Below are 25,836 nucleotides of genomic sequence, written 5' to 3'. Positions count from 1 at the left end.
CCTACTAAGTTATATTTCCTCATACTGTTTCTTCCTTTTTAACTGTGATACCAAGTTTTTTTCTGCATTGTGGCCCTATGCCGTATTCGATACTGACCGCATCAGTGAGTTTCTTACCACAGTAACCACACTGTCCTACGTTAAGGATGTGAATGTTATAGGGTATCCGCTGAGCAATAAGGGCTTTCCAGAACCAGGTGAATACCTCAATAGATTTCTCAATGTGAGGAGCGAACTGGCCCTCCGGCTGGTTTTTTCTCACAAACACATCACCACGTAAAAATCCGATGTACACTGTAGATGTATACACCCACCAAATCCCAGGGGATTTTTGCTTAATGGTGTAAGTAAACTGATCTTCAGATTTCTTACGTGGCTGAGTGTTGTGTAGTGTAAACTGTGCTTTTCCAGCCAGCAGGAAATTGTAAGCACGTTCTTGTGAAATTCTCTGGCTCATGTTTAATGGTTTTGATTAATCAAATTTATAACACCTCAGTTGATTTACTTTCTTGAACGGCTTTACACCGGCTTTTTTGTAAAAGTAATTTGGGTGATTGGTAGGGCACATGATTTGAGTGCTCTTATAGCTACTGGTAAGAATAGCGAATAACACTACGGTTAATACCAGGGTAATGATCTTTTTCATTGTTGTGTGATTTAAAAACTGGTAGGAGAGAGGGACTGTGGTGCCTCCACAAAATCCTATCCCTCAAGCACAAACTCTCACTTCTCGTTCACAGTGCTTTATCAGGCTACGATCTCTCCTACAGTTGTTAGTTAAAAAATTGGTAATGATGCGATATTTTCTTTGATGCGTTGTTGCTGAGTCCATTCAACGTAGGCTATATGTTCAAACCTGTTGATCTGCTCTGCTGATAAGAATGGGAGTAGATTATCGCTTCTGCTCCAATCATCAGATTGATACGTAACTAAATGTACAGAGGTAATATCCACTACTGCATGCTTGGCATCAGCTCCGATTCCGATCACTGCCGGAGTCATGTAAAAACAGATTTCCAGGTTACCTACTTGAGTTCCGATGATCACTTTTTCAAGCTGGTTATTTACTGGATCAACAAAGCCTACCATATTCTTATCAGCATGAATTGTCTTTCCAGTTTCATCGAAATCAAGTGGTATTTCAAATGCAGTTTTACCTCTATACAGGATAAAAATCAGTGCTATTACAAGCACAGCGGCAAACAGAGCTGTAATGATGTTCAGCTCTTCATTAAAAAAGTAGGACATAATTAGCGGTTTTGATTGTGATTAAAAAAATTAGCACCCTACTTTTTATCTCTCAATAGTTTTAAACTATTCCAATAAAAGTAGGGTCACGATAGTTAATTCTACTGTGTATGTACTAAGAATGATTGTAATAGTATTAATTAGTCGGACTTACGCCGTTACTACTGCTCTGCATTCAGCATTGGTAATTAATAAAGTATGTTTGTGTGTTGGTGGTTACGCAGGAGAGAGATAACAAAATCGTAAACAACTCTCAATCACCCCCACACAAACAATAAGGTAAACAACTACTGTCCTCTAAGTGAAGTACTATATCTTCCGATTACGCCTACGGACTTAGCACATTAACCCAAACTAAACACATCTTAGAACTGTGTTGTAACATAGAGGGCACTTTTTACAGGAATCGAACCATACCTCCTTACCACAATGTTTTGTTACTGTTTAGTGTTAATCAGTAGTTGTTTTGCAGGGCAGTAAGCTTCGAACTTACCTTCTTAGTTGATCCATTACTAAGCTACACTACGTGCTCTGCCCTAAAGAAATAGTGCTCAGACCCAGCTATTCAGCTCTCGCTGAGCACTTGTATTGGCTTTACAGCCATTTTGGAGGAGCTTTTTTAAGAGTTGGGCTGTTAGGTATACTATCGTCTACAAATAAGGTGTAGAGTATAAATAGTATCCCCAGTACAGATAGCCAGCTGAAAATACCTACCAATAGATTAATAATCATATCCCGGTAAGAGAATGTCTCAACATCTTTGCTAAATCTTAGTATCAAATAAGATACAATAACTCCTGTAGCGTACGCTGCTATAACGATAGTAGTTGTCATGGCTGTTTTATTTCAGTGAATGAATAAATTCTGTGAATTGGTATAAACACTCTCACTGTAGGATCGTTACATGTAATAGCAAAACTATCTGCTACTCTGTCGAAGTGTTTGTCTATAGGATAGACAGGAATTAATCCATTTGCTCCTGTAAGAGCACATTTACCGTATTTAATTCCGTATTCTCCTTGGTAGCATACCTCATACTGTAGAGCGAGCACTTCTTCTCTACTCAGCGTGTGTTGACTGTGATTCATGGTTATAAGTTTGTGGTTGTTAAAAAAATACCCCTCTGCAGCACTGCTAACAGGATTAATACTGCTGCTACGAGTTTGTGTATCATATCGGTTAAGGTTTAGTATGTGAAATTTGATGGTTAAGAGATTAAATATTGTGAAATCAGCCCTTCATCTTACTCAGCAGTAGTGAGAAATCAGGCACAGAATGTGAGAGATTTCGTGGGTAAGAAAGAGTAGGGATGAGGGGTGATAGTATGGTTAGATGGTGATGATGGGAAAAGAGAGGAAGAGAGAGGTAAGTAGAAATGGATTGAGAGGGAGAGAGGGTTGCAAGCCGTCTCAGCCCCCCATCGACAGTGTTCCAAGAAGTTCTTTAGCTAAATCATGTAATTCAAACACTGTATTACCATTATCTAACCGTATAGTTTCAGCAGGTAACTTCTTGAGTAAGAACTCAATAGCTTTCTCTCTATTCTTGAAATACTGTACAGGTTTGTCATAAACAGTAATCTCTTTCAACTGAGCTTTAGTCTTATAGTGACCTTCCACCATAAATAGCAAACCGGCAGCAACCAACCTGGTTAAATCATAGCGTTGAGGATTGGCCACATTCAAATACCTCAATTCTTTCCAGTAAGAGATCAAACTCTCGTCTGCTGAGAAAGATAGGGGTTCCATGTATAGCCATTTATAGAACTTACCATTAGTTTCCCGTTCGATCAAATCATACAGCGCTTGATCCTCAGCGGTAGATGGATGAGCAGTGCAATGTGCCTGTATACGCCTCCGCATATTCAACCGAGCCTCTTTCTCTTCTTCCTCAGCGGCTATACGTAACTTATACTGCTCAGCATAGTAGTTTTTAACTGCCTGCTTATCAAATATATCTACCCCAGCAGCAGTCAACTGGGCTTTCATCTTCTTAGTAATGTACATGGTCAAAAATGTTTAAAAATGATAGAAATGGGAGTGAAGGGAGTATATAGTCCTCTCTATACTACGAAAATCTGTAGAACCCTTACTGGGCTTGAGTTTCATTTTTTTGAATGGCATATTTCATTTTTCCCCGTCTCAGGAATTACACAAAAATAGGTATATTCTGTATCCAAACGACAAAAAGATGTACATATACCACTATTTGTCGTATCTTCACAAAAAATACCACTTTATGCGTATAAATCCATTTTTGCAGACATTAGAAATACCAGTGCACCGAGTTAGAAAACGAGATGTACCTGAGTGGAAAGAGTCACTTAGTGAGGGAGAATATTTTGAAGTAGAATCGATACACTTTGCCCGTGTGTACAGAGGTAAGGATAAGGAAGACAAGATGAAAATTATACTATCTCTAAGTCCAAGTGCCATTAGACTATATACCTGGATGCAATACTATATACCAAGAGATAGTGATGAAATTAGGATAAATGACAATGAGCTATGCTCAGTATTAGGAATATCTGATAGACAGGTGCAGAGAGCACGCTTAGAATTAGTCAACGCTGCTATCATATACAGAAAGAAAGAGAATGTGTATTGGGTAAATCCACGTTACCTATGCTCTGGTAGTAGGATTAAAATGTATCCAGATAACAAGAGAATAGTGTCACACGCTGTAGAAGAAGAGTACGTTGCCCCAACTGTAATACAATCCTTGACAAATAAGCAAGACCGGTGATCGTAGTAGTGTACTACGATGGTCAACAAAAAAGGCCACCAGTGAGCTATCTCACCAGCGGCCATACTACAAATCACTAACATATTACCACAAACTCTTCTCCATTCACGAACAGACTCTCACCGAATGCCAGTGAGAGAGTTGATACCAATTGGCGGTAGACAATCTTAGTGCCTACTGTGCGCATTAACCAGTAGCGTTTCATACCTATAGATTTATGATGATGAAATAATTTACCCGTGATTACGCTGTGAGGAAAGAGCAGCCCGAAGGCTCACTCTCTCCATTCCAGCGTGCTCCAATTAACTCAATGCATTCTCATCAGCAATGGGAGCTTTCTTGCTGATCAGTTCTGTTGGATTGAAACCATCAACCAATGCGCTCAAGTCATACTTGATTTCTGCGCGAGGCTTTAAAGTTTCAGCTTCCATTTCGGCCACATTCTTCAGTGTGATCAAACTTCCGTTATCAGTTGTCACCAAATCAACCTGTGCTTTGATAAGCTGGTTGTTTGTGAACTTCTGTGATGGAAGACTGAATGACACTGTGATGGCATTCATAAACTCACGGCAAGCGTTGTGCATGTCTAACAGATCACCGCTTTCTTTGGCTTTCTGAATGGCAGCTAATGCTTCCATTTTCTTCGGGCCATTACCAGTGTAAGCCACATGGCTAAGTAAGTCTACGTTATAGATGTAACGCAAACCGATTGGGCCTGAATACGCATTGCCATCGCCTACGATCTTCAAACCTTTGATGTACTTACCATTGTCTTCGGCTGTAAGCACCTTGCCGTTTTTCACCATACCATTGATGATTGAGTTCACTCTGTCAATGGTTAAAGCTGGTACGCTACGTCCATCTTCGAGGGTTACGTACACTCTTTCTTGAGTTGCTGCTGGAGTTGTTGTTTGAGCCATAAAATTGTTTCGGTTGACCTAATTACGCCGAAAGGTTTTTGTTTTAATTAAAAGACTGACACGGGTACTTTCCCTGTCAAAATTTAGTAGGGGGCTTTGCTTGGAGGTGGTACCACAACCGGGGGATACAAACTACTACCAAAAAACCAGGGGCTATCTCTCTCTTACCACTCACACTACAACTAACGGTGAGGCACACACGTAAAAAAAATTTGCTCGGTATTCATCTTCTCTCTACCTTAGCTCAAACCTTATCGTACAGTATGAAACAGTTATCCTTTCTGCTAATCGCTATTCTTGTAATAGGATCAGCATTCACACTCGCAGAACGTACGTTCTCCATCACATTTACAGAGTCAAGCTTGAACAAGCACTGGACAAAACTTAATGCTATCAAACAGATAGTAGATGAGAGTAACCTTCCTCATCAGCAGGCGAAATTCATTACAGCTACAGTAGATAGCCTGGAAATGGAAATTGCTGCTCAGGTACAGAGCCAGGTAAAAGCAGCTGACACTACAAAACTTAAAAAGTAGAATATGACAGAACAATTAACCAGAGGACAGCAGGTAATGTCTGTGTCCTTCAATCCCGGACAGCGTGAAGATGTAGCAGCTATCAAACAGATATTTGCTGATGCTTACGATGAGATCGACAAATGGATAAACTCAAAACCTAACCCAAGTTTAGATCAAGAATCGGACATTATACATTTAGCAAACACAGCTAAAATGTTTTTGGAAACCGCTCAGATGTATGCTGTAAAAGCAGTAACACGTTAATGATAAGCTGGCAGAGATGTCAGCTTTTTCTTGATTAGCTTGATCGAGTTTTTTATGGAAAATGTCACCAATATCATATTAAACAAGGATATTCCTGTAGCCTATGATGACGCCAAGCATCTTTACTCAGTGGCTGGACGTAGATACGTGTCAGCTTCTCAGCTGGTAGAGAAGTTTGTCAATCCATTCGATAGTCCAGAAGTAGCTAAACGTTACGCTGAGAAACATGGGATGACAGCGGAGTATTGGCTTAACCAGTGGGCTACTAAGAATGAGAAAAGTAAGATCCGAGGCAATCATATACACGATACCAATGAACTTATCCTGCAGGCTAAGATGATTGACAAGTTTAACGACCATCAGCTCACTGTGCATGCAGATGCCATCACTGAAGAAGATCCCTGGATCACTCGTCCGGATGGAATATACACAGAACGAAAACTATGGCATCACGGATACAAAATAGCCGGTAGAGCTGACAAGGTAATACTACTCACTGTAGATGAAATACGATACGCTCATGTGGAAGATTATAAAACCAACGAGCGATTAGACTTCGAAAGCTACCAGTTCCGAAATGGCTCACGTAAAATGATGAAACCACCACTGGGTCATATCATGGACTGTAACGTGTGGCACTACTACTTGCAGCTGAGTACATACATGTTCATGCTGGAATACCAGGGATTCACTCCTGGAACGATGACCATCATTCACTATCCCCATCCCTCAGCAGAACAACCTAATCCAAAACCAGTCAAATACCCAGTGCCATATTTAAAGAAAGAGGTGCTGATGATGGTAAAATTCATAAATAGGTAAATTATATGAGTGAATATACAGAGATAGAATGTAATGGACGTATCATCAGGGAAATAGCTGATGATATGAACATCAACATTGGAACAGTAGAGGATATCATCCGATATGTTTCTTCTTTTACTGCAGATACAATACGGATGGGAGGGCTTGAAGGAGTGATGATACCGTACCTGGGTAAAATACACGTTAAACCTTACAGCCAGCAGTACAAAGACTACCTGCACTCACTGGGCAAAGAGATGAAAGGTTACCTGAAGAGTAACAAGAAAGCAGCTGAGATATTGTTTGACTTAGAAAATGAAGACGATGAGACTATTCACACTTGATGCCAATTACCAGGTAGAACTGAACAAGGAATGGATAATGCTCATTCCTGAGTTCGCGGCTCTACTCAAAAGAGATAAGGGTAGCCAGGGAGACTACCGTGGGGATAAGAAACTCAAAGCCAGAAGAGAGTTCACATTCATCTACTTCGACCTGGACTTCACCAGCCCTATCAGGGAATACCCGGACTTTGAGCGCAGGGAAGAGGCTATGAAATATGCTGGACTAACTGAAGCAGATCTCGATGGCCCGGTGATGGATGCTCACAGACGCTATGAAGAACTTCTCTTCCACAGCAGCAGATCGCTTAAAACACTCAAAGCTGTAGAGAAATCTCTGGATGCCTTAGACCAATATTTCCAAGACCTCGATTTTACGCTGGTAGATAAGAAAGGAGAATTGGTACATAGTCCTAATGGCTACCTGCTAAACCTGGAGAGATTAGGAAAAGCTTACGACAGTGTAGATAAGTTTCGTAAACGTGTAGCTGAAGAACTGAAAGGAGATGCCAGTATCAGAGGAACTGCTACGCTGGGAAGAAGAGAGGCAATGGGTGGTAATAAGAACTTTAGTGAAGGAACAGAACTGCCTGCAGGGTCAAGAGTAGAACAGACAGATTTCTCTAAGATAGGAGATATGGTTAACGGGATAGATGACGACGAAGAACCGGAAGAGTAACATCATAATTATACACAGCATGGGATTTCATAACCTTGTCAATACAAGATATTTTTCTGAAGCAGCAACAGACTTCCGTAAAAACGGAGGTCGTTATTGTTTAGCGCCTGTAGGATCGAGAGAATGGAATGAATATTGGGATATGCAGGAACAGAGGTGTGCCAATGGGTACAGCGTAGGGGGATTATGGATTTCAGGCAGGCATTACTGGTACTTGAACTTCACTCCGATAATGAAGATCGATGACAAGATAGCGTTAAAAGCTTTTGAAGAAAGACGATCAGCCAAGACTAAAAAGGTAGGAGCACTTACAGCAGAACGTATATTCGATTTCCCAAGATTCTACGAGATAGACTATGAGTGGTATAACTTCAAACACATAGCCTGGTATGGAGGGGAGTTTATGGGAATACGCTCGCCGGGAGCCAAACATCTTTCGTGTGCCAAAAGCCGTGGTGCAGGATTTTCTTATAAAGAAGCCAGCGATGGGGCATTTAACTACACCTTTATTCCAGGATCTAAAAGCTATTACTTTGCTGGTATAGAGCAATATTTAACCACTGATGGTATCCTTAACAAAGTGCAGCCGATGCTGGATTTCGTTAATGACTACTGCTTAGAGTGGAAACAAAACAGGCAAAAAAAGAACACTCTTCTTTATCAGCGTGCCAGCTATATAGATGGATTCGGTGTAGAACGAGGTAGCATGTCTGAGATAATCGGAGTAGTAATAGATGACCCGGATAAAACCAGGGGTAAGAGAGGACGTAAGATAGTGTTCGAGGAAGCAGGATCTTTTCGAAACTTAAAGAAAGCAATAGGAGTAAGTCTGGGTAGTATTAAAGATGGTGACATCTACGTAGGCCAGATGAGTGTATTCGGTACAGGTGGGGAAGAAGGACCAGACATTGAAGGGTTAGAAGATGTATTTTATGACCCGGACATTTTTGATATGCTTTCATTTCCTAACGTATGGGAGAAAGGATATGAAGGAACTGAATGTGGGTACTTTGTACCTGTATATCGTACCAAGAGTACATTCATGGACGCAGATGGAAACATAGATGTGGTAGCAGCTATCCAGAGTGAAAAGGAAGCTCGCAAAAAAAGGAAGAAAGCTAAAGACCCTAAGGTACTGGATGGATACAAAGCAGAATACCCTATCGTGCCAAGCGAGTGTTTTAAGCGATTAAAAAAGAACATGTTTGATATCGCTGAGGTAGAAGCACAGATACGTAGAGTGGAAACACAGTCTTCTATTGCAGGAATGATTCGCCATGGTAAGCTGAGAAGAGATGAACAGTTAGGAGTAGTATTTGTACCACAACCTAAAGAAGTGGCCCGCCCGGTAGAGAAATACCCACATTCCGATAAAGATGATCTGGAAGGATGTATTAGTATTGTAGCCAAGCCCTATCTGGATATCAAAGGAACCGTTCCACCAGGAATGTACCAGATAGTAGTTGACCCCTATTATAAAGAAGAAAGCGAAGACCTCACTTCTCTATTCAGCGTGCAGGTATGGAAACAGTACAACCAGATAGATCCGATAGATGAAGGACTACCAGTAGCATGGTACACCGGCAGGCCACAGAAACTGGAGACAGCTTACAAAAACCTGTTCATGCTGGCAGATATGTACAACTGTACTATCCAGTCAGAGATAGCCGGTGGTGGACAAGGTATCGTAGACTATGCCCGTATGATTAAAAGAATGGACAAGCTGGAATACGAACCAGAGATGCTGCACAACAAGGAATATGCTTCATCCGCGGCACAACGTAACCGGGCAATCTTTATGAATATGCCAACGGAGAAGAAACGTCTGGGTTTAACTTACCTGGCCAACTGGCATACGCAACAGCGTGGAGTTACTGAAGATGGAAAACCTATACTCAATATACATAGAATCTATGACCTGGGGCTGCTATATGAGATGAAGAAATACAATCCGGAACGAAATGCAGATAGGATCTCAGCAGGAATCATGGCCATGTTCATGTTGAAAGAAAACGCCTACCGGGAAGAAGCAAGAGTAAACAACCAGAAGAAAGCAGAGTTCTACTCACGCCCGTTATTCGGAGGAGATGGGGCACAAACAGGTATGAGTGTATCACATAATAGCGGAGGATTTACCAGCTCGTATTAAGATATTCGATGTGCCTTATCTATGATAGCACATGTCAAATCAATTACCAGATGACAGGAAACGGACAGCTCCTACCGGTAGACCTTTACAAAGGTTAACGTGGGCGGAGAAAACAGATAAAAACTATGAATGGTTTAAGCAGAACATAGATTATTACGTTCACCTGTCTAATTTTAATTTTGGAACAGCACCTTCTGCACGTAAAGATTTACGTGTATTATATGCTGTGTACAATAACCAGTTTCCACTGGATTGGTTCAACCACATCACTGACCCTCTCAACGCTACCAATCCCAATCACAAGAAATACCCGGCCAAGGTTAGACCTACCAGTATGATCAGGACCAACCTTGATCTGCTGTTAGGAGAATATCCTCAGCGTCCGTTTGTGTACCAGGTAGTAAACATGGGAGAAGATGCCTACAACAGCTATACCGACGGGCTGATGAAAGCTATTCAACAGAACATAGAAGAGCACTTCCTGGCTATGGCACAGCAGCAGATGGCTGCAGCGGGTCATAACTTCCAGGAAATACCGGCTCAGGGAGGACAGCAAGCACAAGATGGTCAGCAGGAAATACCTACTCCCGAAGAGGTGAAAGAAAGATTCAATGCCAGCTATAAAGATAACATCGCTATCCGTGGACAGAAATGGGTAAAGCGTGCTATACGTGAATATGAAATACGTAAGAAATTCCTGAAGATGTTTAAAGACTGGCTGATTGCCGGTCGTACTTATAGTTATAAGAACATTGAAAACGGAAACTTTATCTATGAGCGTGTAAGCCCATTAGAGTTTGATTTTGATAAAAGTCCCGGAGTAGATTATATAGAAGATGGGGAATGGGCCATCAGACGTGTACTGCTCACCATCTCTGATGTGGTAGATAAATTTTACGATGAACTGAAGGATGCTGATCATGAAGAGCTGGAACGCCGCATGCATTGGGTTACTCCATTCAGCATGTACAATTATCTACAGGAGGAGTTTTCCAAATACGATACTTACAGTGGTAAAATACCTGTTTATCATGTGACCTGGAAAGGTAAAAAGAAACTACTGCATGCTGTATACACGGATCCATTCACTGGCCAGCAGCAGGAAATGACTCTCGATGAAGATACAGCTATTGATGATACTATCAAGATAGTCAAAGAAGAATGGGTAAATGAAGTGTATGAAGGTTGGAGAGTAGGTGATGACATCTTCTGCAGAATGCGGGCCATACCGGTTCAGCGTAACCAGATGAATAATTTCTCTACTTGTAAGCTACCTTACAATGGTAAGCATTACAGCGATACACACGCTGAGAATATATCAGTACTGGAGATGGGTATTCCGTATGCAATCATGTATATGGTTACCAACTTCGTACTGGAAAAAACCATAGCCAAGAACAAGGGTAAAATCACCCTCATTGACCAGAATGCTATACCTCAACAGAATGGATGGGACGAAGAGAAGTTTTTCTACTATGCAGATGCATTGGGTTATATGCTTATCAACCGAAATCAAATCGGAGTGGATAAGTCATTCAACCAATATACTACCCTTGACATGCGTCTATTTGATGACATCAAGAATCTGATAGAACTAAGGGATAGTTTCGTCCACGACTGGGACGCCCTGCTGGGTATTACTCCTCAGCGGAAGGCTCAGGTGGATACTTCTGCCGGTATGGGTACTACTCAAACAGCGATATTCCGTTCGACTATTATGACGGATATGATCTTCACACTATTTGAAGAGTTTACTGAGCGTGAACTACAAGGGTTTTTAGATTACTCCCGCTTTATTAATGTAGATGGTATACGTGCCATATACAACGAAGATGACTTTGACAAAGAACTGCTATCAATAGATCCTAACAGTTACTGCAATGCCGAACTGGGAGTGTTTGTGAAAACATCCGCTGAAGAACAGAATATACTCAACCAGTATAAGAGTCAAATGCAGGCTATGATACAAAATGGAGTGAAACAATCTACTATCCTTGAGATTGTTCAATCCAACAATGTAGCTGAACTGATGGCTAAGCTGAAAGCTATTGAAGAGATAGAAGCTCGTAACAGTGAAGCTCAGCAGGAAAGCGAACAAGAGCATGAGAAAGATATAGAGAGGATGAAAGAACAGTTCTTAAAAGTTCAATCACTGTTAAAGATAGATGAGATCAATGCAGAGTGGGATAGGAAAGACCAGAACGAAATGCTCAAAGGAGAGTACGCTATTGAAGCTGCCGGCCTGGGAGCTGATGGCGGAGACCAAAACCACAATGGAATACCAGATGCTACAGAGATTACCAAGCGTGTAATTGCTGCACAGAAAGCATTATCCGATGAACGTAAAGCTACTGCAGAGATAGCATCCCGTGAAAGAATACATAAAGACCAAATGGCTATGCAAGATAAACAGATGAGATTGGAAGAGAAGAAACTGGCCAGTAAGGAGAAAGTGGAAAAGATGAAAGTGCAAGCCAGTAAGTCTAAGGCCAAATCAACTAAGAAATAACAGAACTAACAGTAGTAATTAACCAAATATCTATACAGTATGAAACACTATTTAAGATTATTCTACGAAGCAGCTGCCGGAGATGGTGGCGCCGGAGGTGGATTACCTCCTTCCCTTGCTGATATTGAAGGCGGAGATGGTACACAAAAATCAGTTAATCTGGATGCTGCAGCTCAAGCAGCTGCAGATCAAGCTGCACAGGCAGCCGCTGCTGCTGAAGCAGAGTACCAGGCATTGGTAAAAGAAGCCAAGAACGAAGATGGTTCTCTCAAACCAGGCTATAAAGAGGAAAACGGTAAAGTGGTGAAAGACCCGGACTACAATCCTAATGCAGCTGCAGCAGGGGCAGAAGGAGATGGTGACGATGGGGACGGGAACGGGGCAGGAGAGGGAGATGATGATCCATTAGCATTCTGGACTGATGTGAACAAACTGCATGGCAGAGAGTTCCAGATAGAATACCCTGAAGGAGTAGATCCAATCAGTCCTGAAGGCGCTTATCACAGGGAAAAGGTTATCATGCAGCAGGCAGTTAATGACTTTGAAAGCTATCTGCAGAAAGCTGATCCCAGAGCGTATGCATACATGTTACATAGACAAGCAGGAGGTAGTGATGATGATTTCTTCTCGGAGAAAACTGTTAGCTTGCCTGAGTATAATACATTCAAAGAAAGTACAGACGTACAAGTGAGTGTATACAAGAGTTCTTTAATCCAAAAAGGATTAGATGCTGAAAGCGCTCAGCTACTGGTAGACAAAGCCATTAAAGATGGTAAACTGTTTGACCAAGCTGATGTAGCGTATAAAGCGATAGAAAAGAGTCACACACAACAGTTAGCTGATATTGAAGCTGCTAACCAACGTGCTCAAGAAACGTACACCTCCTCAGTGAACAAACTCAATCAATCTCTTACAGTAGCAGTATCGGAAGGTAAAGGTTTAAACATAGCCATACCTGATACAGAAAAACCAGGATTCCTGGAGTTCGTAAGAGAGAAAGTTGAGTATGATTCGAGGACAGGAAAGTTCTTACTTGTACAACCAATCGCAGACGAAGAGCTGAACAGGCAACTGGAATCTCTCTATCTGCTGTACAAAAAAGGCGATTTAAAATCTCTTATCCAGCGTGAGGCTCAGACACAAAATGTGAGACGTTTAAAGAAAGTAGTGGATAAGAGCAAACAAGGCCAAAACTCAGGAGGACAGGCAGCACCGGCTGGGCGACAACCGGGAAGCTTTGTAGCACTGGGAGATTTATAAACCCGTAAAAATCCGTACTCTATATGGCACAATTCCAACCGGCACTTAAATACAGAGTGACCGAAGCAATCTTCGATAGCAAATCGATGCTGGATGAAACAAACTTTTATCACCAGCGACAAGGCCACCCAAGCGAGCTTACCCGTAAGCTTACTTACATCATGGGTGACTACACTAAAAATTATCCAATCTCCCTGATGACCTTAGGTGGCATAGGCTATGAAGGCAATGCTATGAAAAGGGCAGCCGTAGAGTTGGATGATCCTCAGTTTACCTATCCTGTAATGGGTCGTATCCACAAAGCCAGTATCGTGAGTTCTACTCCGTACACTGATGGCGTTGATAAGCCTGGTATTGGAAACAGTAAATTCAAAATCCGTTTCCAGGACAACTGGATCAAACGTTTCTTCATTATCCAATCAGCCCGTGGTATTCAAGCATACGTGCATGAAGATCCCCAGCTGTTAGGTACAGGAGAATACGAGTATACAGTAAGCCTGAACGCTGCACTTCCTACAGATTTCTGTCCTGTAAGTGAGTTGCAATCCAGTAATGCGTGGATCGATATCACTACTGCTGTAGCTGAATCTGAATCCCGTACTACCGAAAGCAAAATGGCAATGCCTGGTATGTACAAAAACCAGATGGGCTTCCTTCGCCACGGCTTCAGCTGGGCTGGTAACTCTGCCAACAAGGTTATGAAAATCTCAGTTAAAACAGACAAAGGTGAAACTGATGTTTGGATGGACTGGGCTATGTGGCAGTATGAAATGGAATGGTTGAGCATCTGTGAACACAACTACTGGTACAGCCGTTACAACCGTTTGCCAAATGGTGAAGTGTCTCTGAAAGACATGCTCACTGGTAAAGTGATCCCAACCGGTTCTGGTTTGCTCGAGCAGATTCAGAATAAGAGCCAGTACTCTGATTTGACCTACGATTACCTGACTAACCAAATCGGTGATGCCTTGTTTGGCTTATCTGATACAGCAGGTATGAGTATCACATTACACACTGGCCGTGGTGGTATGAGAGCTTTCGACAGGGCTATCAAAAAAGCAGGTGGTACTTTCTTCCAATCTTTTGGACAGGTAAGCGACCTGGGTAGCAAATTCGTAAGTGGAACAGGTTACAACCTGGCTTACGGAGGATACTTCGATGCCTTCTACCACATTGATGGATACTACATCAAAGTGAAGCATAATCCGATTTTCGATATGGGTAAAGTAGCCATGGCTCAACAAGCTGCTGGTTATGTACACCCTGAAACTGGATGGCCATTGGAAAGCTATCGTATGGTGTTTATTGATGATAGCGACTACGATGGACAACCAAACATTCAGCACGTTGCTCAAAAAGGCCGCGCTTTCCAACACGGTGTTATTGCCGGTTTAACCAACATGCCTAAGAGCTTGCAGGTTATGACCAACAGCTTCAACATCGATAACGAAAGTAAAGCTACCCTGTTATCAACTGACCAGGATAAGAGTGCATACACTCGTTTCAAATCAGCCGGTATCCAGATTTTGAGAGCCAACCGTTGTTTTGATTTCCAGTGTACTGCTGGACAGTAATCATAAAGAAACTACTGTATAGAGGTTTCTTAAAACCCAGGGCCTCCTTTCCAGGGGGCCTTTTTTTAAAACCTCGCAGTAGTCATTAATAAACCGATATAAACTATACAGTATGAACAAGATCCTCTCTACCAACAGTAGAATTATTACCATTTACAGGAAGCCAAGTTTCCTGGAAGGTGCACAAAAAGAATCAGCTCCCGAATTTATGGCCATGTCCAAGAAAAGCATTGGCAGTTATTGGGAGACATCAACAGCTCGCAAAGTAGGTAGTGGCCTAAGCTTTGACGAGCAAAAGTTATTAATGCCACTTCTGATCGACTGCGAACCAGAAGACAGACAATTCCGTGAGAAAGTACATGAGTACTTTGCCAGTATGAAAACCTCTATCCCTTACGAAAAAGGTAAACAGCTGGAAATAGGCCTTGAGAAAGACAACAAAGCAGGTATTTCAAAAGACAACATGCCAATAGATGTGGCAGATTACGTAGCTTATCGCCACGCTCTTTATCATCCAGCGGTAGCAAAAAGCAAGAGTGAAGCTGATGGTAACATGCTGAAAGAGTTTTACATTTTTGATCCTCAAGCTGAAGAAGATGCTCAGGTTAAAGTCGGCCATGACAAAGATGAAGCTTTAGAAGTTTACCTGGAGGTGAAGAAGAAAAGTACAGCTAAAGATGGCGAAGATAAAGTGGATATGTTCCTTACATTACTCAGTGAAGACATCAGAAAGTTTAAAGGCAAGAATGCTTTGGCACTCAAGTTGGATAAACTGAAAGAATACGCTGAGAAGAAACCTGCAGAAGTGGTTGAGTTGCATAAAGACAAGTTGCTTGAAACTCGATTTGAGATTCAGACAATGATCAATGTAGGTATCTTTGAGAAAGTAGGAACCCGTGTGATAGATCCTCAAACAGGTGAGACTATCGGACATACCGATACAGAAGCTATAGCCTGGGTAAAGGATAGTAAAAACAGTGAAAAATTAGTGATGTATAAAGCCCGTGTACAGGAAGCTCTAAAAGGAGCAGCAAAATCTGCTGTAAGTAAAGCTGCCGGGGCTGCATCTTAACAGCATAAACCTTATCTGAGATGACCATATTTGAAATGATTATTGAGGTGCGTCAGGCAACTCAAAACATTGCAGCTAACACCAGACGTAAAATTCTGGATGATGAAATAGTATGGCTTCTCAATAAGAACCAGGAGAGATTTATTCAATCCAAAGTAAAGCCGAGGAAGGATGGTAGTGGGGGTTTCCAGATAGACCAGCTGGATGCCGATGCTATCCGTCCTCTGCTTACTACTCAGCACTTGATAGCTAACGTGGATGATGCTGATGATGTTTACACTTGTCAGCTACCGGGAGATTACTCCTATTTGATTTCAGATGATAGCAGAACTTATCTGCTGTGTGGAGATAGTGCTACCAACCCTCCGGCGACATCCGCTGATAGCGAAAGTGTACTCATTTTAAACTATCCTTACAGCAACAAAAGTGCCGCTCCATTTTACTCTGATTTACAATTAATACTGGGCACAGCCGCACCTAATTACCAAACTATCGCCTTAACCGATATTAAAGCATTATATGGATCTACATTCAGCGGAACAAACTCTAAAACTGAAAGGTATATTATGGTAGATCTGTTCTTGTGGTACATCAGAAACATACTCGGTTTGAAAGCGTATTGGGAGAAGTATGAAAACATCATCGCTCCTAACAGTTTCCTGTTTCCAGGATGGGCAGCAGGGAGTATTGTACCAGAGCAAGGAGTAGTTGCTACAGCAGGAACAGTACAGACAGTTAACCGTATCATCTATAACAATACATTAGGCAACTGGCACCCAAACAGGTTATCTCCGGGGGATAAAGTAAGCAGCATGCTTGATACAGCATACCTCAAACCTTCCTACCTAAGTCCTATATCAGAACTATGGGGAAATAAACTCATTGTACATGGGGGCACCAGTTTCATAGTAACTGGGGTGAGCATAGACTATGTGAAGAAACCAAGAAAATTGAGCCTAATTTTAAACCAGGATTGTGAATTACCGGCAGAGTTTCATAATGCAATTTGTGATTTGACAGTAGAGTATATTAAAGCTATGATAGCTGATCCGAACTGGCAGGTGAAATTGCAGGACAATATGGTAAGATCAATTCCTAACACTTAATCCTAATCCGTAACTATTAAAATTGAATACCCATGTTAAACAAGAGTAAATACTGGAAATCGCTCCTGGGTACTTTTGCAGATGTTCTTATCACCAAGCAGGTGGACTATGCAGGTACAGGAGCCAGTACTGCCACAGCCGGCACACTGGCTGACTTCGTAGCTAATGCTGCTGAAGGTGAATTTGCATTTATCAATGCAGATACAAATGCCGTTATCTCAGGTGCTTTGACAGGTACTCCTGCAGCTGTTCAGCCTGTAAGTGCTACTACCTGGATTTATGGCGCCGTAAAAAGAGATGGCAATATTGAAACCACTCGTAGGTTCCGCCTGGCAGACTATACTGCTCAGCGTGTAGTATATGCTGCTCCTATTAAACAGGTAAGCACTGCTACTTTCAGTGGTACCCCTGTAGCAGGTAACTACTACAGCATTAAGATCATGGAAACTACTCCAGGTTATCAACCTTTCCCACGCTGGGAATATGGCTACACAGCCAAAACAGGTGATACCCTGGCCACCGTACTGACTAAGATTACCGCTTTGGTAAATGACAGTACCAACATTATCAACAAGAATACAGACCCTGTAGTAAATACAGCGGTGTTTAATAGTACTAACATGATTACACTGACAGCTACTTTAGCCGGTCCTACATTCAAGATCGCATTCTCTATTGATGCATTGAATGATTTGACAGCAGTAGCAGCTTACACTGGTGGTACCACAGCAGGTGCTTTCTGGGGTAATGGTACTTATGACCAGGTATTTGAACTGGAAAGAGAGAGTGATGTTTACAAAGGCGTTACTACTCAATATCCAGAACAAGGTGCACGTCCTGAAGATTTTGGCCAGCCTTCTCAATTTGCTACATCAAGTGCTACATACAACGTGTACATTCTGACTGGTGTGAAAACTGAGAACTCTCCTACTCCTGTGGAAATGCACTACCAGCCTCACACAATCGTTTTAGCTATCCCTTCTAATGGTGCTGCTAACGCTGATGCTGAGGTGCAAGGTATCCTTGGATTATAGTAGCTTCTTCATCATAAGCAGTTATACAAACAAGCAATCGTTAAGGAAGTGGATTTCTATTCACTTCCTTTTTACTATCTTTACAGTACCATTTACCTTATCCGTATGACACCTAATGAAATAACTACGCTCATTGCTACCAACCTTGAAATGGAGTTGGACTTTCCTTTCCGTCTACAGCTGATGGATAGAGTGAAATACTGGAGAAGCAGGTATATAGTGAACATGATTCAGAAAAACCCTGCTAAGCGTAAATTCTTTCGACAACCTCTTTACATCAACATGCAAGCCGGTTATCCTGATGCCGGTGTTTCGCTGGTAGGAAATCAGGTAGCTATCACCATTGATGATATCCCAAGAGTAATTACTGCCGGAGCCACACTGTTTGATTATGTAGGAGGAATAGATGGTAAAAGCCCTTTCAGAGAAGTGCAACCTGGAATGGCCAATTATGTTAGCACAGGTAAATTCTCTTCTCGTTTCCCAGCATACGAATTCAACCAAAAGATATTTGTAGACCAGCCGGATATTCCCCGTATTCGCATAGATGCCATCTTTGATGATCCTATGAAAGTACTGGAATACGCCTGTAACTGTCTACAGAAACAATGTGATACGTGGAACACTGAATTCCCTTGCAGTGGGGAAGTGATTCAGCTAATTGTACAATCTATACTTCAGGTGGATTACAATAGACTGGATAGAACATCTACACCTGAGATACAGGTAAACGACGGAGTTAAAAAGTAGGCTATGCCAAAACCAATAGAGAGACCTAAACAGTACAGTATACGTGACATCTATGCTGCGTATGCAAAAAAGCTCTTACAACAACACCCTGAATGGTGGGGAAAACGCGAACCAAGATTAAAGCTCGCTAATTGTTACATCTGCTGTAAAGAAGGTAACAAAGTGATTGTTAAGATGAGCTGGATGATCTTTAAAGAAGTAGTGGAACGGTTTTACTTCAACGCTAAAGAAGCAGTCATTCAAGGGGAAACGTTGAAACTCGGAAGCAATCTCGGACGTATACGGGCAGTGAGGATTGAAAGAGATTTCTCCAAACCCCAGGTAGACTGGAGACAAACATTCATCCAGAAAATACCGGGCAAAGATGGACAATATCAGAGGATATACCATACAACAGAGGATTACTGTAAAATAGAATGGGCCAAGGGTAGAATGATACCAAATGAAACCTGTTACCATTTCTCACCAGCGGCAGCAAATCCACTCACTAAAAAAGGATTTAAAGGAGAGTTCAAACAGGCGTTAGCAGATAATCCGTTGTTGAAGTACAGATATAAATTCAAACCAGTTATTAATAAGTACCGACTATGCAATACGCCTATACAAGCCTCAAAACCGTTATCGGAAATGTTATCCGAAACACCAGAATCCAGGATGCCAGCTACATAGCTGACATTCACGAATGGTTGTACGAGGCCATGGATATGATGGAAACCCGTTTCACGCTGGAAGGGAAATGGGAAAGGGTAGATATTAGTTTCCACAAAGGTAAACTGCCATGTGGTTTACGTTTCCTGGATGGTGTGGAATATAAAGGCCACAGGCTAAGACAAGGTGGAGGTACAAGACCCGCTGAGAAAGATAAGCCCTTATTCTATGTCACCAATGCCAGCGCATTCTCTACCGATATTTATAAACAGCAGACTGCAGGGACACATGAACTATATGCTACAGCACTTAGACAAATAAGCGCTCAGTCTTTTCACCCATATGATTACTACTTCACTGACATGGGAACGATAAATACATCGTTTCCTGAAGGAGATGTTACTATCTACTACCGTGGAGTAAAAGTGGATGAAGATGGATTCCCAATGATCCCGGATAACCAGGATTACAAACAGGCTTTATACTGGTATTGCAGGAGTATGATGATTGGCGCCGGCTGGGAAGACAAGCAATTTACCTATAAAGAATGCTTTGAACAATTTGAGGGCATATACGCACCACGGGCTATCGCTGCTATTCGCATGCCATCTCCGGAAGACATGGAACATCGTATCAATACATTTGTTCGATTCCTGCCACATCAGGGTTACTACGATAACTTCTTCAATACAGACAGGGGAGAACCTATGTATGATATTCGTGGACTGGGACAGCTCGGAGCTGCAGGCGCTCTTGGTGCTCAGCAGCCGTACATTGCAGGAACTCAACCAACACAACCATTGATTCAGTAGTATGAAAAAGTTTAACAGACTAAGCAGGGATACCAGACCACAGGAACAACCTGAGAACAGTTATCCTTTCGCTAAAAATGGAATACAAGATTATATCAAAGGCTCAGTTCTAAACGAACTGGGCTTTAGACTTTCTGCAGCTAACATCCCGTACAAACCCATCGGCTGCTTAGAAACAGATAAATACCCTATCATCCTATCCAGCAATAATGTAAACGCTGCCGTAGGTTATTTCAACACCGATACAGATACTTATATGCCTATCCTGGATGATGCTAACCTGCCATTCAAGATACCATTTGATACTAACCATTTTATCACCGGTCAGGTACAAAGAAACTACAAGGGAGAATTAGTAGGAGCATTTACCGATAAGAACGGATTCCCTTTCTATGTAAACTTTGACAATCCTCAGGTAACACAGCTTAACGATATGAAGCTGTTTCCTGCCGCTATACCACCAAGCGTGACAGTTACTCCCATCAGCGGAGGAACATTGCTTCCTGGAGCTTACTATGCAGCGGTGAAGTACCTCAAAAAAGATGGTACAGATGTAGGCTACCTATCCATTAGCGCCCCTAAGATTATTACCGGCACATCAGGCCAGGTTACTGATCAGGGGTTACAAATTGATATAACCAATATAGACCAGGATTATGACTACGTACAGGTAGCCATCATTAGTAAAATCAATGGTGTACTATCAGCTGTACAGGTAGCGAACTATACCCCGGCAATATCTACGCTTACTATTGTGTACAGCGGAGCAGAGTTAACCGAAGCTGTTACGCTGGAAGAGATACTTACGCCACGTAAAATTTACAATAAAGTTCAAACCATTGGCCAGCTAAATGACAGCCTGTACATCATGGGGCTGGAAGAAGCGCCTAAACTCAAACTTCAGAAATGGGCCAATATGGTGAGACTGAAATGGCACTCTAAACTGATCACTGTAGATCCGGTGTACACACCGATGACTACCGGTGAGGAAAAAAGCTTTTTACATAAGGAAGTGTACGCTTTCTTTATTCGGTATAAAAAGAACGATGGTACATACACAGACAGCTTTACCATTCCAGGCCCTGCTCTCTCATCAGCAGACCTTAGTGCCAGTTCTGTAGCTTCTTCAGAAGGGGTTACAGCACAGGTATTTCAGGTGGAAGATACTATCAGCAGCTTTGATCCAATTTCCAAAAGTGGGTATTTCGGTAAATGGCAAAATGCCAGCGAGACTTACCCGGACACTGATGACTACGATAGTAGATTTATTGGTGGGGAAAGGCTTAGGGGTAAACCGGTACGACATTTCAGATTCCCATCTGTATCCTGGTGCAAATCTAATTTGTATGCCGGGGAACCTGGTTATGGGCGTAATATGCTTGACATGCTGGGTATTAGTGTAGAGAACGTGATCATCCCCAGTGAGTATGCTTCTCAGATAGTAGGCTGGGAAATATTCTATGCTAAGCGTAATATAGCCAACTCCACTGTAATAGGTCAGAGTTTACTGCTGTTTGGTGGAAGGAACCAGAATGAGATTAAATACCAGCCATCCTCTTACTACTCTACAGGTGGAAACTGGAGTTCACTTATAGACTACAAAAGGACTGGGCATAATCCTATATACTTAGATCAGTCTATATTCCGTTTCCATGCATTTGACATGCTGTTCAATAAACCATCAGTTACCCCGGATTACATATCCCTGGAACTAAAGGAAAGCCGTGTAGATTTATGGGGAACAGTTGCTGTAGTAGAAGACCAATTTGTAAATTCTCCTAATGATGGTCCGATAGTATTTAAAATGGACTACCTGGAAAACGGTACTCCGCCACTTGTGCCATCTAAGAAATTTAAAGCTGTAAAGGATACCAGCTATATTCCAAACAATATTCTACTGGGTAAATGGAAAAACAATTACCTGGAAGGATGTTTTGGAGGACGTTTCAGTAACCCTGAAGACCTTCTGCTGCAGGCTAATATCAACCCTCCAACAGATGATAAAACACAGGATGTAGGAATGGTTTACGTACAACCTAATAGTAGAAACCATGAAACTCGGTATGGAGCTATTCCATACAAAGAAGTGACATTCCTGGCCAACCTGATGTCGATAAAAACCAATCTGTTTACTCCATTTGTAGGACAGTCATTTGTCCGTGCAGCTAACAGCAATAAAGTTCAATCTACTGATGTGTATTTCACAGGAGACACCTACATCTGTGATTACTCATTCCATACTTATGGATGGTTTCTTGCAGATAACAATGGTGCTTACCACAATGGAACAGCATGGGATTTTGAAGGACATAAAGTAGTACGCCGATTCGTATGTGAATGTGCTTCCAATCTCTACAGCAGGTATGAAGATCCGGCCAATACGTACAGCAGGTACTACCCTAAAAGCTCATTGGTAAGAAACGATCCTCAAAACTACCTGACCAACTTTGCCAGGTCTAAAGATCCTAACCAGTTCGGCTATACCAAAGACAGCAATGCACTGGATGATCTCATCGTCTCCAGCGTGTACAATACTTACGGTGAAGATTTGTATCAGCACCCATATCGTATCCATCGTGGGGGTAAAATGAGTAACCAAACAAAGACCAGAAGCTGGAGAACATTCCTGCCATTGGATTACTACGAGTTCCAGAAAAACATGGGCTTGCCGGTACACATAGAAGGTATGGACGACAGGCTTATTATTCACATGGAGAATGCTATGTTCCTTACCCAGGATAAAACCAAACTTGAAACAGATGTGATTGCCGTAACCCTGGGGAGTGGAGATATATTCCAGTTTCAACCACAAGAGGCCATGAGTGCTAAGCTGGGATATGCTGGCACTCAGCATGAACTGGCCTGCGTCCGTACACCATTTGGTTATGTATTCGTTGATAGTAAAGAAGGTCAGGTATTCCTGTATAAAGGTCAGCTTGAATCCATCAACCGGGATATGAACACTTTCTTCAAAGACTATCTAAGGTTAAAAGAGAATAACTCGTTCATCGGAAATGGATACACTATAGGCTACGATCCTAAGTACAAACGCCTGCTGCTGACAGTGAAGAATGTAGCTCTTTCCAGCGGAGCAACGGTACCGGATTTTAATGAGAGCATGATAGGTAGTTTGCAGACCGGAGATCTGGTTAGGAAGAATGGAAGAGTAGTAAAATTCTTAGGAGTTAATACTACTACTTACCAATGCCCTTCAATCATTCCTCCTACAGCAAACAACATCTCAATCACGCTGCCAGAGAATACTCCGGTGGGAACAGTGGTAGCTACAGCAACTGGAACCAGTGTAGCTGATTTCTACCTGGTAGGAAACACATCTCCATTCAGCATTGACCCGGCCTCAGGAAAGATTACATTGGTAAGTCCTTTAAACTATGCCATTGCTAACGCGTATGCATTTACCGGGCAGGCAGTAGGCCTTGATGGAACTACAGCTGCTTACACATTCAACGTAGCAGTGACAGCTGTAAACCAACCACCGGTACTCAATAATCAGGAAGTAACTATTCCAGACAACACTGCCAATACCAGTGTGGTAGCTAACATGACTGCTACCGATAGAGAAGGCAACACACTTACCTATTCTATTGTCAGCGGCAACACGGGTAGTGCTTTTACTATAAACAGTGCTACCGGACAAGTAACAGTAAACGACTACACTCAGCTAAATGCCATCGCTATCCCGAGATATGATTTACTTATCAATGTAAGTGATGGTACTAACAATACAACGGCTACACTTACAGTGATAATGACTCACGTTGATGCTCCACCGGTAGTAACCAACACTGTATTCACTATCCTGGATACTACTCCAACCAATACAGTGATTGGAACTATCACTCCGGCTTATGACCTGGAAAATGAAAGCATCACTTATGCATTAATATCTGCCAGCGTACCAGGAGTATTCACTGTAGATTTAACAACACTACAAGTGACGCTGGTAAACAATTCATTCTTAAACCCGGCTACCCATAACGTATACACATTGTATATGTCAGCTACTGATGGAATATACGGGCACGAACCTGTAAACTTCACAGTAACTATCAATGTAAAATGGGATAGAGCAAGTCTGGCATTTGCTCCGGATACAGGAAGCTGTATAGGTGGAACACCTACTTGTGCTACTGGTTACACGCTGAGTGCTGATGGAACCATGTGTACCAAAGTAGATCAGCAGCCGGCTACTAACAGTGGTGGAACCGGTATAGCTTTACAGCACTACAGCCTTAATGAGTACAGTATATGGGGAACTATTATCTACCCATTAGGTACTTACAATAGTGATGGGTCTATTACAGCTAAGCCAAATACAGTACTGATTAACTCTACTGCACCAATTTATAGCTATAAACCAGCAGGGGAAGCAAGCACTATTAATAACCTTTGGACAAATACTACAAACGGTACGGCAATGGATGGAACTACAGGACGTCTAAACCGCACTGGGGTATGGCAGCAAGGTAACCAGAGTTACGTAGGCCAATTAGGTTTTTCACGTCAATTCAATGTTGCTGCTGCAGGAAGTTATCTCATCGGTGTAGGGGCAGATGATGCAGCTACTATTTCCATTAATGGAACAGCTGTAGTTACTCAAAACCTGTCTGCTATTAATACCTCTTTCAACACAATATATGGAGCAAATGTAGCAGGCTCAGCAGATTTGTTCAGGTACTGGCATGTATACGAAGTACACCTGAATGCCGGAGTAAATATCATTTCAGTAACTGGTAATAACACTCAGCTACAAGGCTTGATCGGAGTAGAGGTTTATAACGCTACTGCCGCCCAGTTAGCAGCATGTTCAACGGAAGCCGCACTGGCACCTTATATCGTATTCTCTTCAGCGGCACCAACGTTTGGTAGTATTGCTGATGGGGCAATATCAGATGTGGGCACTTATAATTGTAACGCATACCCAGGGTATACATTGGTGTATGACCCTACCACAAATGCTTATTACTGCCAGAAAGTAAATACAGCCACTCCTACTATTACAGCTGCTGCTAAGCATTGGGCTAAAGTGAAGATTACAGATATAAGACTTAACACTACTATTACCACGCTGAACAACCAGTCTACTCCTGCTCAGCAGTTCCAGGATGTGAACGTACCTTACTACCCCGATGTACCGAACCATGTTGATTGTGGAGGTACTGTTCAAACTTATCTGAACGTACAGAAGAGTGATGTGGCTCAAAAGATAGATTGTGCAAGCGGAATAGGAAGCATTGTAACTTATACTGTACCGGCAGGTATTTATATGGTAACTACAAGTCAGGCTGATGCTGATACAGCAGCTGCTAATGATGTGGCTGCCAATAAACAGACATACGCCAATACCAATGGTATATGTAATCCAACAAACTCATAAACTTG

20 protein-coding genes are annotated in these 25,836 nt (G+C 42.1%); 16 read left to right on the top strand and 4 right to left on the bottom strand.

Annotation, left to right across the window (positions count from 1 at the left end; translation table 11 throughout):
• Positions 1-19: 19 nt before the first annotated feature.
• From EO766_RS13645 to EO766_RS13630, 4 genes are all read right to left on the bottom strand, one after another.
• On the bottom strand, positions 20-457 hold the full coding sequence (locus tag EO766_RS13645; protein WP_287101381.1) for a DUF6011 domain-containing protein: 438 nt from the start codon (positions 455-457) through the stop codon (positions 20-22).
• A gap of 320 nt (positions 458-777) precedes the next feature.
• Positions 778-1,248, bottom strand: a complete 471-nt coding sequence (locus EO766_RS13640; RefSeq protein ID WP_287101379.1) for a hypothetical protein — start codon at positions 1,246-1,248, stop codon at positions 778-780.
• Positions 1,249-2,657: 1,409 nt separating this feature from the next.
• A complete protein-coding gene (locus EO766_RS13635) occupies positions 2,658-3,254 on the bottom strand; it encodes a hypothetical protein (protein WP_287101378.1) in 597 nt (198 codons plus the stop codon).
• Positions 3,255-4,295: 1,041 nt separating this feature from the next.
• Positions 4,296-4,913, bottom strand: a complete 618-nt coding sequence (locus EO766_RS13630) for a hypothetical protein (RefSeq protein ID WP_287101377.1) — start codon at positions 4,911-4,913, stop codon at positions 4,296-4,298.
• Positions 4,914-5,176: 263 nt separating this feature from the next.
• Here EO766_RS13630 and EO766_RS13625 point away from each other — a divergent pair, with 263 nt between their 5' ends.
• The 16 genes from EO766_RS13625 to EO766_RS13550 all read left to right on the top strand — a co-directional run bounded on the left by EO766_RS13625 (position 5,177) and on the right by EO766_RS13550 (position 25,831).
• Positions 5,177-5,449 (top strand): hypothetical protein, encoded by a 273-nt coding sequence (locus EO766_RS13625; RefSeq protein ID WP_287101376.1) that lies wholly within the window; start codon positions 5,177-5,179, stop codon positions 5,447-5,449.
• Positions 5,450-5,452: 3 nt separating this feature from the next.
• On the top strand, positions 5,453-5,695 hold the full coding sequence (locus EO766_RS13620; protein ID WP_287101375.1) for a hypothetical protein: 243 nt from the start codon (positions 5,453-5,455) through the stop codon (positions 5,693-5,695).
• A gap of 54 nt (positions 5,696-5,749) precedes the next feature.
• Positions 5,750-6,517: a hypothetical protein gene (locus EO766_RS13615; protein WP_287101374.1), complete on the top strand. Its 768-nt coding sequence runs from the start codon at positions 5,750-5,752 to the stop codon at positions 6,515-6,517.
• 5 nt (positions 6,518-6,522) lie between these two features.
• Positions 6,523-6,843 carry a hypothetical protein gene (locus tag EO766_RS13610; protein WP_287101373.1) on the top strand — a complete coding sequence of 107 codons (321 nt, stop codon included), beginning with the start codon at positions 6,523-6,525 and terminating at the stop codon, positions 6,841-6,843.
• Entirely contained in the window at positions 6,824-7,519 is a 696-nt protein-coding gene (locus tag EO766_RS13605) for a hypothetical protein (RefSeq protein ID WP_287101372.1), read from the top strand. Before EO766_RS13610 ends, EO766_RS13605 begins: the two co-directional genes overlap by 20 nt.
• Before the next feature lie 19 nt (positions 7,520-7,538).
• Complete coding sequence (locus EO766_RS13600; protein ID WP_287101371.1) at positions 7,539-9,668, top strand: hypothetical protein; 2,130 nt, start codon at positions 7,539-7,541, stop codon at positions 9,666-9,668.
• A gap of 31 nt (positions 9,669-9,699) precedes the next feature.
• Positions 9,700-12,177 carry a hypothetical protein gene (locus tag EO766_RS13595; RefSeq protein WP_287101370.1) on the top strand — a complete coding sequence of 826 codons (2,478 nt, stop codon included), beginning with the start codon at positions 9,700-9,702 and terminating at the stop codon, positions 12,175-12,177.
• Positions 12,178-12,216: 39 nt separating this feature from the next.
• On the top strand, positions 12,217-13,437 hold the full coding sequence (locus tag EO766_RS13590) for a hypothetical protein (protein ID WP_287101368.1): 1,221 nt from the start codon (positions 12,217-12,219) through the stop codon (positions 13,435-13,437).
• A 23-nt stretch (positions 13,438-13,460) separates the two neighbouring features.
• Positions 13,461-15,011: a hypothetical protein gene (locus EO766_RS13585; protein WP_287101367.1), complete on the top strand. Its 1,551-nt coding sequence runs from the start codon at positions 13,461-13,463 to the stop codon at positions 15,009-15,011.
• 112 nt (positions 15,012-15,123) lie between these two features.
• Complete coding sequence (locus tag EO766_RS13580) at positions 15,124-16,083, top strand: hypothetical protein (RefSeq protein WP_287101366.1); 960 nt, start codon at positions 15,124-15,126, stop codon at positions 16,081-16,083.
• Between the two features lie 20 nt (positions 16,084-16,103).
• On the top strand, positions 16,104-17,189 hold the full coding sequence (locus EO766_RS13575; RefSeq protein ID WP_287101365.1) for a hypothetical protein: 1,086 nt from the start codon (positions 16,104-16,106) through the stop codon (positions 17,187-17,189).
• 32 nt (positions 17,190-17,221) lie between these two features.
• Entirely contained in the window at positions 17,222-18,223 is a 1,002-nt protein-coding gene (locus EO766_RS13570) for a hypothetical protein (protein WP_287101364.1), read from the top strand.
• A gap of 105 nt (positions 18,224-18,328) precedes the next feature.
• Positions 18,329-18,973: a hypothetical protein gene (locus EO766_RS13565; protein WP_287101362.1), complete on the top strand. Its 645-nt coding sequence runs from the start codon at positions 18,329-18,331 to the stop codon at positions 18,971-18,973.
• 3 nt (positions 18,974-18,976) lie between these two features.
• Positions 18,977-19,642 (top strand): hypothetical protein, encoded by a 666-nt coding sequence (locus tag EO766_RS13560; RefSeq protein WP_287101361.1) that lies wholly within the window; start codon positions 18,977-18,979, stop codon positions 19,640-19,642.
• A complete protein-coding gene (locus tag EO766_RS13555) occupies positions 19,561-20,433 on the top strand; it encodes a hypothetical protein (protein WP_287101360.1) in 873 nt (290 codons plus the stop codon). Before EO766_RS13560 ends, EO766_RS13555 begins: the two co-directional genes overlap by 82 nt.
• 1 nt (position 20,434) lies before the next feature.
• Complete coding sequence (locus tag EO766_RS13550; protein ID WP_287101358.1) at positions 20,435-25,831, top strand: cadherin domain-containing protein; 5,397 nt, start codon at positions 20,435-20,437, stop codon at positions 25,829-25,831.
• The last annotated feature ends 5 nt before the right edge of the window (positions 25,832-25,836 follow it).

The organism is Hydrotalea sp. AMD, assembly GCF_004100315.1.
GTDB lineage: Bacteria > Bacteroidota > Bacteroidia > Chitinophagales > Chitinophagaceae > Hydrotalea > Hydrotalea flava.
This window is presented reverse-complemented; position numbering and strand designations above follow the sequence as displayed.

Excerpts from the sequence above, each read along its gene's own strand:
- EO766_RS13595 (WP_287101370.1), top strand. The coding sequence starts at position 9,700 with ATGTCAAATCAATTACCAGATGACAGGAAACGGACAGCTCCTACCGGT.
- EO766_RS13580 (WP_287101366.1), top strand. The coding sequence starts at position 15,124 with ATGAACAAGATCCTCTCTACCAACAGTAGAATTATTACCATTTACAGG.
- EO766_RS13610 (WP_287101373.1), top strand. The coding sequence starts at position 6,523 with ATGAGTGAATATACAGAGATAGAATGTAATGGACGTATCATCAGGGAA.
- EO766_RS13555 (WP_287101360.1), top strand. The coding sequence starts at position 19,561 with ATGCAATACGCCTATACAAGCCTCAAAACCGTTATCGGAAATGTTATC.
- EO766_RS13585 (WP_287101367.1), top strand. The coding sequence starts at position 13,461 with ATGGCACAATTCCAACCGGCACTTAAATACAGAGTGACCGAAGCAATC.
- EO766_RS13635 (WP_287101378.1), bottom strand. The coding sequence starts at position 3,254 with ATGTACATTACTAAGAAGATGAAAGCCCAGTTGACTGCTGCTGGGGTA.
- EO766_RS13645 (WP_287101381.1), bottom strand. The coding sequence starts at position 457 with ATGAGCCAGAGAATTTCACAAGAACGTGCTTACAATTTCCTGCTGGCT.
- EO766_RS13570 (WP_287101364.1), top strand. The coding sequence starts at position 17,222 with ATGTTAAACAAGAGTAAATACTGGAAATCGCTCCTGGGTACTTTTGCA.
- EO766_RS13615 (WP_287101374.1), top strand. The coding sequence starts at position 5,750 with ATGGAAAATGTCACCAATATCATATTAAACAAGGATATTCCTGTAGCC.
- EO766_RS13625 (WP_287101376.1), top strand. The coding sequence starts at position 5,177 with ATGAAACAGTTATCCTTTCTGCTAATCGCTATTCTTGTAATAGGATCA.
- EO766_RS13590 (WP_287101368.1), top strand. The coding sequence starts at position 12,217 with ATGAAACACTATTTAAGATTATTCTACGAAGCAGCTGCCGGAGATGGT.
- EO766_RS13620 (WP_287101375.1), top strand. The coding sequence starts at position 5,453 with ATGACAGAACAATTAACCAGAGGACAGCAGGTAATGTCTGTGTCCTTC.
- EO766_RS13600 (WP_287101371.1), top strand. The coding sequence starts at position 7,539 with ATGGGATTTCATAACCTTGTCAATACAAGATATTTTTCTGAAGCAGCA.
- EO766_RS13550 (WP_287101358.1), top strand. The coding sequence starts at position 20,435 with ATGAAAAAGTTTAACAGACTAAGCAGGGATACCAGACCACAGGAACAA.
- EO766_RS13630 (WP_287101377.1), bottom strand. The coding sequence starts at position 4,913 with ATGGCTCAAACAACAACTCCAGCAGCAACTCAAGAAAGAGTGTACGTA.
- EO766_RS13565 (WP_287101362.1), top strand. The coding sequence starts at position 18,329 with ATGACACCTAATGAAATAACTACGCTCATTGCTACCAACCTTGAAATG.
- EO766_RS13575 (WP_287101365.1), top strand. The coding sequence starts at position 16,104 with ATGACCATATTTGAAATGATTATTGAGGTGCGTCAGGCAACTCAAAAC.
- EO766_RS13605 (WP_287101372.1), top strand. The coding sequence starts at position 6,824 with ATGAGACTATTCACACTTGATGCCAATTACCAGGTAGAACTGAACAAG.
- EO766_RS13560 (WP_287101361.1), top strand. The coding sequence starts at position 18,977 with ATGCCAAAACCAATAGAGAGACCTAAACAGTACAGTATACGTGACATC.
- EO766_RS13640 (WP_287101379.1), bottom strand. The coding sequence starts at position 1,248 with ATGTCCTACTTTTTTAATGAAGAGCTGAACATCATTACAGCTCTGTTT.